The organism is Paenibacillus sp. H1-7 (genome assembly GCF_022354825.1).
GTDB lineage: Bacteria > Bacillota > Bacilli > Paenibacillales > NBRC-103111 > Paenibacillus_S.
Window position 1 is genome coordinate 3,891,548 of the sequence record NZ_CP031168.1, and the last position, 12,946, is coordinate 3,904,493.

Consider the following 12,946-nt stretch of genomic DNA (forward strand, 5'->3'; position numbering starts at 1 on the left):
AGTGAGGAAACGTTATTCATTCATAGGGGATTCGATTCAGCGGAAAATAAAATGCCATAGCATTCATGGATGGAGGAGCTTGTGATGTCGATTCAGGCGCAAAACCATAATGAGAAACCGCTTTATATTAGAATAAGCGAACAAGATAATGTCGCCATCGTTGTCAATGCAGGAGGACTGCCGAAAGGATCCGTTTTCGAATGCGGTCTTGAGCTGAAGGAGTATATCCCGCAAGGCCATAAGGTTGCCTTAACGGATTTGCAGCAAGAGGAGCCGATTGTTCGTTACGGTGAGGTTATTGGGTATGCGATGAGTCCAATTTCCAAGGGAAGCTGGATCGAGGAGTCCTTGGTCCGTCTTCCTACGCCTCCAAGGCTCGAGGAGCTGCAGGTCGCCAATCGGGTACCGGAACCGCTGCCGCCGCTGGAAGGGTATACTTTCGAAGGCTATCTGAACAAAGACGGCAGTGTCGGCACGAAAAACATTCTCGGCATCACGACCAGCGTGCAATGCGTCGTCGGTGTTCTTGAGCATGCGGTCAAGCTGATTAAGGAGAAGCTGCTGCCCAAATACCCTAATGTTGAAGACGTTGTCGCGTTAACCCATAACTACGGGTGCGGCGTTGCCATTCAAGCTCCGGATGCCGTCATCCCGATTCGCACGATTCAAAATATTGCCGTCAATCCGAATTTCGGCGGGGAAATATTGGTCGTCGGGCTCGGCTGCGAGAAGCTTGTCCCGGACCGGCTCATTCCGGACGGGGATACGTCCAAGCTCGTCACGCTGCAGGATCATTACGGCTTCAGCAGCATGATCGAGTCGATCCTGAATCAAGCGGAAGAGCGGCTTGCCGCATTAAACCTCAGGAAGCGCGTCACCTGTCCTGCCTCCGCCCTGGTGGTCGGGCTGCAATGCGGCGGGAGCGACGCTTTCTCGGGAGTTACCGCGAATCCGGCTGTCGGATACGCCGCTGATTTGCTCGTGCGGGCCGGCGCAACGGTCATGTTCTCGGAGGTGACGGAGGTGCGGGATGCCGTTCACCTGTTGACGCCGCGGGCTGTAGACGAGTCCGTGGGCCAAGCGCTAATTCGCGAGATGGCGTGGTACGACCGCTACCTGCAGCAGGGGCAAGCGGACCGCAGCGCCAATCCAACGCCCGGCAATAAAAAGGGCGGACTGGCAAACATCGTGGAAAAATCCCTCGGCTCGATCGTAAAGTCCGGCTCGAGTCCCATCTCCGGCGTCTTGTCGCCGGGCGAAAAAGCAACGCAAAAAGGGCTGCTTTTTGCAGCGACGCCTGCCAGCGATTTTGTGTGCGGTACCCTCCAGCTGGCTGCGGGCGTGAATATGCAGGTGTTTACAACCGGCCGCGGAACCCCTTACGGGCTAGCGGTGGTGCCTGTCATCAAAGTGTCCACTCGCAGCGCTTTGATGGAGCAGTGGCACGATTTGATCGACATCAACGCGGGAACTATCGCTACAGGAGAGGCGACGATCGAGGAGGTCGGCTGGGACATTTTCCGCATGATTCTGGATGTAGCAAGCGGGAAAAAGCAGACGTGGGCGGACCGTTGGGGCTTACACAACGACTTATGCCTGTTTAACCCGGCTCCGGTAACATAAGTTGAGAGCTTTAGGGTGGAAAAGCTTGAGAAATCTGTATTCGGCGATAAAAGCCTCCTTGCTTATAAAGTGAGTTCTGCCAAAGTAAAAAGTTTAAGGCCATTCCTCTGAGGAAGGTTCTCGATAGAGGATGGCTGATGGCGGGAGGAGTTGTGTATAAGCTGACATGGACTTGGAGAAGGTCTATCGGACAGAGAATCCGCTATTCTTTGGAAATAGGCTGCTTTTGCAGTACGATCGGACACAGAATCCGTTATTTGCTCATTTTTCAGGCGAAAACAGTGTATTTTGGCTCAATAAAGGATCTGCTGTCCGATCACTCTCAGAATAGTTCCATTTTTGGTAAAATAACGGAACTACGGTCCGCAAGCAATTCAACTTTTCTCTACAAAGGGGCTGCCCTTGTTGGGGCACTCTGGGAACTAAAAAAATAGGATGGGTACCCATGTGCTCTTCCAGAGGCCGCTGTTGTTCCCGGGAAGCTCTGGATATTATCGCTTTATTGCGGTAATTTTTCGGCAACAAATTCGGTCGCTGTAGAGTTTCCGCAGGAAAACAAGCATCGTAAGCAGAGATACCCCAACTAGCCCTTAAGATTTGGGTTACCCGGGGTTTCTTGACAACATGGACCTCGATAGAGGTTTTTTCTTTTTTACATTCTATGAAGTTTCCATACTCTGCTCACTTTATTCATAGACCGGGAGGATAGCGGAGCATTTTCACGAATAGTCTATATGTGGATTTTTTTGCGAAACTAGAAGGAGCGTGACGATGGACTTGGAAACTATGAAAAACTGGGCAGGCAACTACAGCTACAGCGCCGCGGAGCTTCTCGTTCCCGAGAGTGTGGAGCAGGTACAAGAAGAGGTTGCCCGAAGCAGTCGCGTGAAGACGTTGGGCACTCGTCACTCATTCAATGGAATCGCCGATACGGACGGAAGCCATATCTCTCTTCAAAAGATGAATCGAGTGGTTGCCTTAGATCGAGCTCACAATAGAGTTACAGTGGAAGCGGGGATCCGCTATGGAGAGCTGTGCCATTATCTGCATGATAATGGTTATGCGCTGCACAATTTGGCGTCATTGCCGCACATTACGATTGCAGGCGCATGCGCATCGGCCACCCACGGTTCCGGGGACAAGAACGGGAGCCTGTCAACGGCGGTCCATTCCATGGAGATCGTCAAGGCGAATGGAGACGTGGTTGAATTGTCGCGCGAACGGCAAGGAGACGTTTTCGACGGAACGGTCGTTGGGCTTGGCGGATTAGGCGTCGTTACGAAGCTGACACTGAATGTGATTCCGGCGTTTCAAATGAGTCAGACGGTATACGAGGGCTTGCCTCTGGCACAGCTTGAAGATCATTTTGACGATATTTTTGGAAGTGCCTACAGCGTCAGCCTGTTTACGGATTGGAAAACAGATACGTTCAACCAATTGTGGAGGAAGAGTGTAGTAACAGATCTTGATTCCGATCAGACGGAGCCGGAGTTTTTCGGCGCCAAACGCGCTGCGGCGAATCTCCATCCGGTGCCGGGCTATACAGCGGAAAATTGCAGCGAGCAAATGGGCATACCGGGGCCATGGTACGAGCGGATGGCTCATTTTCGCATGGATTTCACCCCAAGCGCCGGTGAGGAGCTGCAAAGCGAATATTTCGTATCGCGACAAGATGCTTATGCTGCCTTGGGGGCCATTAGCAGGTTGAAGGAGCAGATTGCACCGCTTCTTTATGTATCCGAGGTACGTACGATAGCAGGAGATCAGCATTGGATGAGTCCTTGTTATAAGCAGGATTCGGTCGCTTTCCATTTTACATGGAAACAGCATGGGGAAGACGTGCAGCGCTTGCTGCCACTTATTGAAGAGCAGCTGGCGCCTTTCCAAGCCCGCCCTCACTGGAGTAAATTGTTTGCCATGACGCCTGCCCGCTTGCGGTCGCTTTATGAGAAGCTCCCCGAGTTTCAACAGCTGCTTCTTCAGTACGACCCGAACGGAAAATTCCGCAATGCATTCTTGAACACCTATTTGTTGGATAGATAAGGAAAAACCTGAGTATAGGACAAAAAGTCATTAATTATCATTATTTTCTAAGCCCCCGTTTATCGATATCATTAGGGTCAGGCAGGACGATGCAATGAGGTAAACGGGGGACAATGGACAGCATTGTTCCCGATCGTATTGAAATCGCTATCAAAGATAGCGGAATGGTTACATTCTAAATACCGGGGAGGATACAAATCAAATGCTGACATTAGACGAACTAAAAAAACTCGATCAAGCCGTTAGACTTGCCGATTGTACGACGGCTTCCGAGCATGACGCAGCGATTGAGAAAACATGGACTGGCAACGTACTGCAAACAAGAGTAACCAACCGCTCCGGCCGGCCGCTTAAAATCAAAGAGGTCGTGCTGTTTTCCGGGGAAACGCCGTATTCTCCGGACACTCCATTCTACGGAGAGGGCTATCAAATGCTGACGCAGTATGGCGGGACACTGTCATCACCATATCATATCGGTGCTTATGGAACCGACTGGGACTTCTTCAGGCTACCCAGAACGAAGTTTCACGAGAACGTCTGGTCCGTGTACAACCTCCTGCTGCTGTCGCCAGAGAATCAAGGTCACCAATTACTGGGCTTTACGTCCTGCCATAGGTTCTCCGGCGAGCTTCGTTTCCGGGGCTCTTATCTGGAAGTGATTATGGACACAGAGGATTTGACACTGGAGCCCGGCGCTTCGTGGGAATTGGAGCAATTCATATTCTCCGCTGGTCCTGATCATAATCAGCTTCTTACGGAGCTGGCAGAACACCTGAACCGCAATCATCCGCGAAAGCTGTATCCGGAAATTCCGACGGGCTGGTGCTCCTATTATTGTCTGCGGCCGATGACGGCGGAAGGCTTTTATGAAAATGCCCGCGCCATGAAAGAGCGGATTCCGGAGCTGAAGCGGATTCAAATCGACGGAGGCTATGCTGCGGCAGACGGCGACTTCTTGATACCAAGACCGGGTCTCGGGGCCGATGTCAAAACAATCAGCGACGGTATACGAGCTAACGGGATGGAAGCGGCCGGTTATATTTCTCCATTTATCGTTGACCCGTTCGCCAAGCTGCTGGAAGAGCATCCGGACTGGCTGATCCAGGATGAAGAGGGGAAGCCATTTAACGGAATCGGCCAGAAGAAAAGAACGCCGGACAGGCAGTGGTACATGCTGGATACGACACATCCGGAAGCGCTGAACTACTTGCGTAATGCTGTCCGAACGATGCATGACGAATGGGGCTGGCGCTACTTTAAAATGGACTTCCTGCAATACGGAGCGCTGCCGGGAATCCGTTACGATAAGAATGCTACCCGCATCGAAGCGTTCCGCCGCGGAATCCAAGCTATCGCCGATGAGGTGGGGCATGACAGCTTCTTGCTTGGCTGCAACGCGCCGTTCTGGCCATTGCTTGGACTCGTCCACGGCAACCGGATTACTAACGATATCGCCCGCGATTGGAAGCATGTTGGCGGTAACGCAAGGGAGCAGTTCCCGCGCAACTGGCAGAACGATACGTTATGGTACAATGACCCGGACGTGATCGTGCTTGAGAGAGTGACCTTCAAGACGAGAAACATCAGCGGCGAGCTGGTTGACAAGCCGTCACTCATCACCGACCAGGAGTTTGAATTTCATAAAGCGGTCATTCTGGCTTCCGGCGGCATGATCATCAGCGGCGATTTGATCCCCAAGATGTCGGAGAAGAACATCAACGTCTTGAAAAAGCTGCTGCCTCCGATTGGGAAGGCGGCGTCCTTCGACGACACCGGCTATACGATCGGGAGGATTGACCTGGGAGATAAGCAGGTCGTCTGCGTATTCAACTTTGACGAGGAGCCAAAGGATTTCGAATTTGCGATTTCGGGAAGTCACCGTCTCTACGATTTCTGGACGGACGAGGAGCTCGGGGAGTTTTCGAGTAAGGTGCAAATTCCGAGCCTGGAAGGCCATTGCGCGAAGGTGCTGTACTATAACGTCTAGCTATTTCTCACAGACAGAAATCGGCCGGACCGAGCCTTACGGCGCTGGGGAACGTTGAGTCTTCTAATGGATTAAGTGTGTGCTGGACATATTACCGAAAGAAGCTGCGAAGCCGCGTGAATCGCGGCTTTTTTCTATAGCATTAGGCAGATTCATGTTAATTAATATAACATGTGGATACAAAAGTTTAACTTCATGTAAGGTTACCTCTTGACGACCTGCCCAAGAAGAAGGTACACTACAAGCAAGATACAAGTACGATACAACTGCAAAGAGAGGAGGCAGCATTGAGGGAAACGCGCATCGAAGAAACACTTGACAAGGGAAAACGTTTTCATTACGATAATAATAACCATACAGGTATCGTACAACTATGCTTGATTTGTCCATCCACTTAACAACCTTGGTGCAGATCCTAAGCCTGCCATCTCCGTACACCCTCACATCACGGTACAGGATCCTACTTCCCGTTTGAATTGGTTACCATCCAAAAGATAAGGGAGGCAAACTATGAAGTACCGTCCATTGGTTCTTGCCGCTTTGATGACATCCGCTGCCATTAGCGGATGTACCCAGTCGCCCGAGCCCTCTTCCGTTTCGACTGGCACCGATACTCCGAGCAAATACAAGGATAAGCTGGATCTCAAGCTGTTCCTTGCCGTTGCGGGCGGGGCGAACGACGCCAATCTGCCGCAGGGAGATAAAGACTTCGTCAAGAAAGCGATCGAGCAGAAGTTCAATGTGAGCTTGAACGTGCAGTTCATGCCGATCGGAGCCGATCGGACCAACAAAACGAACCTGCTTGTAGCATCCGGTGATGTCCCCGATTTGTTCATCAGCACCGGAACCGATTCGCAGAAATACATTCTTGATAATGTCGTCGCAGACATGACCCCTTTTATCAATCCCCAGACCATGCCGAACTATTTCAAGTGGGTTAGTGAGGTGGAGCTTAAGCGCTATGCTGTCGAGAACACCTTTAAGCGCGCCCCGATCCCGTTTGCCCGCAACGTGTACCGTTCCTACTATATCCGCAAAGACTGGCTCGATAAGCTGAACCTCAAAGTACCGGCGAATTACGATGAAATGATGAATGCGATGAGGGCTTTTACCAACAACGATCCTGATGGAAACTCGAAAAAGGATACGTTCGGCTTCTCGACCGTAGGGAACGGTAATACCGTTTCGACCGACTTCCCGCAATATTTGAAGCACGGGCTGGTCGGCGCCTTCATGGTGGAGAACAATAAGCTGACCGACGTTTCTACCGATCTGCGGATGGAGGGCGTGCTTAACGATATTAAAGCGATGATCAAGGAGGGAATCGTCGATCCGGACTGGTTCCTATCCAAAGGAACTGCTTATCTGGACAAAGCGGCTCAGGGCAAAGTAGGGGTCATTGCTTCAGGTGAGCGTACGGTCGCTTTTGACAGCAATCCGACTTCGCTGCAGAACAAGACCAAGGCGCTGTTCCCGAACGCCCGCTGGGTGCCGTTTCATCCCTATGCCTCGGCCGGAGTATGGACGGAGAACCTTCCGAATGATGCCTTCCTATTCTCGAAAGCTACGGCGGAGAAAAGTCCCGAGAAGATCAAACGGATCGTCGATATCGTAGATTGGCTTTGCGGTGAAGAAGGCTTCCTGCTTACGCATTATGGAGTGGAGGGCAAGCATTACACCAAGAACGGCAAGCAAGTAACGCTAAAGCCGGAAGCGATCGATAAGGAAATCGTGACGCAAGGGAATTTTCTTGCGATATACGGCTCTCTCGTAGCGGCGGAGCCCGAGGTGCTGGGTCTCGAGGTCATCGATCCGCGGATGACGGATAACGACCGGGCAATTTTGAAAACGATCAAGGGATACAAGCTGCTGCCTTCCATCGGAACGAACGTTGCACCGCCTCAAGGGTTCAATCTTGCCGATTTCCGCACCAAAATGCGCGAATATCACGTGAAAATTTTGTTTGATGAGCAGGATGCCTCCAACTGGCCGAAATACCGTGAAGAATTAATGACGAAGTATCGAGGCGGGGATATGCTGAAAACCTACGAAGACCAGATGAGAGCGGCCGGCGTCATCAAGTAAACCGCACCGACCTCAGTCCGGACCCCATGGCAGGTCAGCTGGATCAAGTCGAATCAAGGAGCCGATGAAATGTGACATGGATGTTAAAAAGCTGGAAATACCGCTGGTTCTATCTGATGATGGTACCCGGACTGCTGTACTATCTCATCTTTCATTATGTTCCGATGGGCGGTCTGTTGATCGCCTTCCAGGATTATAACTTATCCCAAGGCATCTTCGGCAGCGAATGGGTTGGTCTGAGCAATTTCCGGGAGGTGTTCTCTTCGCCGGAGTTTCCGAAGCTGATCCGCAACACGCTCCTCATTTCCTTTTATAGAATTGTGTTCAACATGCTGCCGGATTTGATTTTTGCCCTGCTGCTTAACGAAATTCGTGTTCGCTGGTTTAAGAGAGTGATCCAGACGGTTACTTACGGACCTTATTTTCTATCATGGATTATCGTCTATGGCCTGGTGTTCGCTTTTCTTGCCCCGGAGTCCGGGATCGTCAACTATTTCATCAGGGAAGCCGGCGGAGAGAGCGTGAACTTTCTCGCCAATAACGACTATTTCCGTTCCATCATCGTGCTGACCGACATTTGGAAAAATACGGGATACGGAGCCATCATCTACTTGGCCGCTCTTGCTACGATTAATCAGGAGTTGTACGAAGCGGCCGTCGTCGACGGTGCGGGACGGTGGAAGCAGCTGTGGCACGTGACGCTGCCGGGAATCCGGGATGTATTCATCCTGCTCTTGATCCTTCGGATCGGTCACATCATGGATGCGGGCTTTGACCAAATCTATATTTTCCTGAATTCGCGGGTATACGAGACGGGCGACATCATTGATACTTGGGTGTTCCGGCGGGGGCTGGAGCAGCTGGAATTCAGTGTGGCGGCGGCTACCGGCATTTTTAAATCACTCGTCGGACTCATCTTGGTCATAGGCGCTAATAAGCTGGCCAAACGGTTGGGCGGATCCGGAATCTGGTAGAAGGGAGGAGAAAGCTTATGTCTATCCAGGTGAGTAAAACGCCGTCCGATCGTATAGCGGACATCGCCATTTATTGCCTTCTGGCTTTCTTCGGGCTGCTGACCCTGTTCCCGATCTACTACGTGTTTATCATGTCTCTTACTCCCATGGCGGAGGTTGTCCGCAACGGAGGCTTCGTGCTGTGGCCGGAGACGTTCACGATGGAGGCGTACAAGGTTATTTTCTCCAGTCCGGTCGTGCCGCAGGCGCTAAAGATTACCGTTATTATTACTTTGCTCGGAACCTTCCTGAATTTGGCGGTGACCATGCTGCTGGCCTATCCGCTGTCCAAGAAGTATATCCCGGGAAGATCCGTCATCTTAATGCTCATCGTCTTCACCATGCTGTTTTCGGGAGGCTTGATCCCGCTTTACATCGTCGTTAAATCGCTGGGGCTGCTCGACACGATCTGGTCATTAGTAATTCCGGGGCTTGTCTCCACGTTCAACCTGCTGATTATGAAAACGTACTTTGAAAACTTGCCCCAAGAGGTAGAGGAGGCGGCCTGTGTCGACGGCTGCGGGGAGCTTCAGACGCTGCTGCGGATCATTCTTCCCTTGTCAATGCCTATTATCGCGACAATGGGGCTGTTTTACGGTGTAACGCATTGGAACGCTTATTTCAGCGGAATCATGTACTTGTCGGACAGGACACTGTATCCGATCCAGGTCGTATTGAGGAATATGATCCAATCGCCTGCGATCTCCCAAGAGCTTCAGGTGATGAACCCTATCGTGATGCAGACACTTCCGCCCGAGACGATCAAGATGGCTACGGTCACCGTAGCGATACTCCCTGTTCTCTTGATCTATCCTTTCGTGCAAAAATACTTCATCAAAGGGATGCTGATAGGGGCCATCAAGGGGTGAGCGGCAATAAGGTAGCTTTACCAGCCGGGTTACGAAAAAAAGAAGCCCGTCAGAGCTTCTACAGGGCTTCTCAATGATTGGTTATTTTGCTGCAAATTTTTTGCGCGAATGAGGCGGCCGACTCCAGCCCGCACCAGAACATATCCATTTCCCGCTCGATTTCGTACAGCAGCTCGAGGTCGTCCACCAGCTCGTGGGTGAAATAGCTGCTGTCCATCCCTTCTCCGGTCACTCCGAGAGCTTGAAGATCCTCATGAGATCGGAGGGCTTCATTCACGGAGGGAAGAACGGAAAGGAAGGAGCTGTTGCGGCAAAAAGCGGACTGAGTCTCGGCATCCAGCGCGACACGGATAAACTGGGCGGCAAGCGCAGGATCTTGGCACGTATCGGGGATCACGAGCGCATTCGCTATCAGCATGGTGGAAGTGCCCGTTCCGAATGGCATTGGGGCGATCTTGGGCTCGAACGGCAGACCGGTACGTTCCCAGTACGTCATTTCCAAAGTTGTTGTAAGCACCATGCCGGTCCGTTCCAAATGAAACGCCTCGGAGTTCAACGCGCTGCGGCTGGCTAAGGTGGCGACCCGATATCGAAACAAAATATCGTGCAGGAAGTTCAAGGTGTTCAACAACGTGTCGGTCTGAAGCTGCTCTGCCCGGAAATGCACTCCGTTGCGCAGGGCGACAGCCGGCCATCGGCTCAACGCAGTCGGGATGGAGAACCCGCTGGTATCGTTAATGCCGTCGCCGTCGGTATCACGGGTAAGCCGCTTGGCGGCCGTAATGAATTCATCCTTCGTCCATGCGGCATGAGGCTGATCTGCACCGAACCTTTCGAACATTCGCGGATTGTATGTCAAATACACCGGCGAGAACGTAAGCGGAGCGGCCAACACCGTATTCTGAATGCTGAATGACCGCAGCAGCTTCGGATATACAGCCGCAAGCGCGTCCGATACCAAAGGCTCCAACGGCAGGAAGGAGCCTGTCAGCTCCTGAATCAGCTCATAGCCGTGCTTATCCGGCACGAACAGAAGATCCGGCTGAAAGCCGAGCTCCCGGCTCGTTTCAAACAGATCGCGAAACGATGGGCCGGGGAGATTGAGAATTTTGACCTCGACGTGAGGAAACTTGGCTTGGAACTGCTTTTGAATCGTCGGCAGGGCGTAATCGGCGAAATAGGACGGAGTAAAGGCGAGAATGCGCAGCGTATCGGTTCCGCCCTTTGGAATGGAGAGCTGATGGGGCACGATGGTCCCTTGGCCGACGCGCTTCTCAATAAGGCCTTCATCCAACAGCTGGTCCAATGCTTTACGAACCGACGAGCGGCTGAGACCGTAATGGCGGGTCAGCTCGTTCTCGGACAGCAGGTATTGGCCGGGCCGGATGTAGCCGGACAAAATTTGTTCGCGCAGCATGTTCGCAAGCTTCATATAGCGGAATTCATTTTCTCTTTTCATTGGTTCGCATCCGTTTCGTATAAGATCATAATTTCCCTTATAGCAGTCAGTTACGGTTAAGCATAGCTGGTTTTCTTTTACAGTGCAAGTACCATACACGTATTCAAATCATGGGATAATTGCAGAAAGGAATGATGAATTTGAGAGTCGCGCGCATCGGCCTGCTGCTTGATCTGCAAGCCGCAGAAAAACGCTGGCGTTATGGGTATAACATCTACTCCTTGTATTTGGAGGAGATTTTGGCTCATGCAGGAATCCGTGTGGAACGGGTATCCAATGCCAGAGACATACAGACTTCCCGATATGACATGGTTATTGATGTACTCGGTGATCATACCAAGGAGCAGCAAAATGGTTTGTGGGAGTACATGGAGCGCGGGGGACGGCTCGTATCCTACGGGAGAGGTCATGTGTGGGCCGAGCGGCTCGGTTTCGTCCGGCAGTCTACGATCCGGTGCGGTTATGCACATTGGAGAGAAGGGGAGCTACCGGTTCCGGGTATCTATAGGCTGCGTTTTGTTGAGGCATCCCCTTGGTCGTTAAGCTCATCTGTAGAAAAACCGAATGGAAGCCTCACGGAAAAAGGAAACATGACGATCTTGACTCCCGGAGGTTCTTCTGGCGGCACTGTGCTGCAAAGCATACAGGTAGGTAACGGGTATCTGGAGCGTTGGGCTGTAGATATTCCTCAGACGATCGTTCGCATGCAGCAGGGGATGGATCCGGTTCTGGAAGACGGGGTTCCGGCACCTGACGGCTCTGCGGTTCTCAACGAAGGGATTTTGAAAGCAGACGACGCGATAGCTCTGGATTGGGAGTTCGACCGGAAAGCGACGGACACCGGTGCTCTGTACTTTGCTGAGCCTCAAGCGGATTTGTGGCGGAGCGTATTGATCAGCCATTTGATTTCCATCGCACAGGAGTGCGGAGTTGTCCTGCCTTTCGTCGGCTTATGGCCGGAAGGAACGAAGCAGGTGGCGCTTATTTCTCATGACAGCGACGTCAACCAGGATGAGCACGCACTGTCCACGCTCAAGCTCCTGCAGGAAACGGGTATCCGTTCTACGTGGTGCATGATCGAGCCTGGATACAGCCCGCACATTTACGATCAGGTGAAAGCGGCAGGCCATGAGCTTGCGTTTCATTATAATGCGCTTGATGAACAAGGGGGCCGTTGGTACGGTGACGAATTCGACCGGCAATTGGAATGGTTGAAGCGGGCGGCTAATTTGACCTCCGTCACGTCCAACAAGAACCATTACACCCGTTTTGAGGGCTGGGGAGAGCTATTCCTCTGGTGCGAAAAAAATCAGATCGCGGTCGATCAGACGCGCGGTCCTAGCAAGCGGGGCAATGTCGGATTTCTGTTCGGAACGTGTCATCCTTACTATCCGATGGCCTGGGCTGATGAACGCAATCGGCTATATGACGTGCTGGAAGTCGGATTTCTGACGCAGGATATGGATTTGGCGGCATGGTCGGACAGCTCGGTTATCGTTCCTTTTCTCGAAGGTGTAATGAGGGTGGAGGGGGTAGCGCATTTTCTATTCCACCAGATTCATATCCATAACCGGGAGGCGGTGCGGGATGCCTTCCGCAAGCTGGTTCGCGAAGCACGCAGCCGGCAGTTCGAATTCTGGACCTGCGCGGAGATTAATGAATGGACACGGAAAAGAAGGCAGGCTGTAATCAAAGGGCTGGACGACCAGGGCGGACCGATCGTCGAAAATGCTCAGGCAGGAACCGTTGTCTGGATTCCGGTGGATGCAGTGAGGGAGTCGAACCATTCGGAAGCGTTGGAAGTGCAGTACGGAGTAACTTGCCGTAAGTATGTCGTTCAAGAGACAACCAATAACGTGAGGTGATG

8 protein-coding genes are annotated in these 12,946 nt (G+C 52.0%); 7 read left to right on the forward strand and 1 reads right to left on the reverse strand.

The features are described from left to right. Positions 1–84 precede the first annotated feature (84 nt). The 6 genes from garD (at position 85) to DVH26_RS17270 (ending at position 9,620) form a co-directional block, all read left to right on the forward strand. Positions 85–1,623 carry a galactarate dehydratase gene (garD, locus tag DVH26_RS17245; protein WP_239635001.1) on the forward strand — a complete coding sequence of 513 codons (1,539 nt, stop codon included), beginning with the start codon at positions 85–87 and terminating at the stop codon, positions 1,621–1,623. Between the two features lie 771 nt (positions 1,624–2,394). Beyond that, positions 2,395–3,666 (forward strand): FAD-binding protein, encoded by a 1,272-nt coding sequence (locus DVH26_RS17250; protein ID WP_239635002.1) that lies wholly within the window; start codon positions 2,395–2,397, stop codon positions 3,664–3,666. 202 nt (positions 3,667–3,868) lie between these two features. Beyond that, complete coding sequence (locus DVH26_RS17255; RefSeq protein ID WP_239635003.1) at positions 3,869–5,653, forward strand: glycoside hydrolase family 36 protein; 1,785 nt, start codon at positions 3,869–3,871, stop codon at positions 5,651–5,653. Positions 5,654–6,163: 510 nt separating this feature from the next. Then, positions 6,164–7,738, forward strand: coding sequence for a type 2 periplasmic-binding domain-containing protein (locus DVH26_RS17260; RefSeq protein WP_239635004.1), 1,575 nt, complete (start codon positions 6,164–6,166; stop codon positions 7,736–7,738). 80 nt (positions 7,739–7,818) lie between these two features. Further along, the gene (locus DVH26_RS17265; RefSeq protein ID WP_239635403.1) at positions 7,819–8,712 is read left to right on the forward strand and encodes an ABC transporter permease; all 894 of its coding nucleotides are present in this window, start codon (positions 7,819–7,821) and stop codon (positions 8,710–8,712) included. 17 nt (positions 8,713–8,729) lie between these two features. Further along, a complete protein-coding gene (locus DVH26_RS17270; RefSeq protein WP_239635005.1) occupies positions 8,730–9,620 on the forward strand; it encodes a carbohydrate ABC transporter permease in 891 nt (296 codons plus the stop codon). 70 nt (positions 9,621–9,690) lie between these two features. Here the strand turns inward: DVH26_RS17270 and DVH26_RS17275 are convergent, their stop codons facing one another. Then, positions 9,691–11,079 (reverse strand): extracellular solute-binding protein, encoded by a 1,389-nt coding sequence (locus DVH26_RS17275; RefSeq protein WP_239635006.1) that lies wholly within the window; start codon positions 11,077–11,079, stop codon positions 9,691–9,693. Positions 11,080–11,210: 131 nt separating this feature from the next. Here DVH26_RS17275 and DVH26_RS17280 point away from each other — a divergent pair, with 131 nt between their 5' ends. Beyond that, complete coding sequence (locus DVH26_RS17280) at positions 11,211–12,944, forward strand: polysaccharide deacetylase family protein (RefSeq protein WP_239635007.1); 1,734 nt, start codon at positions 11,211–11,213, stop codon at positions 12,942–12,944. The last annotated feature ends 2 nt before the right edge of the window (positions 12,945–12,946 follow it).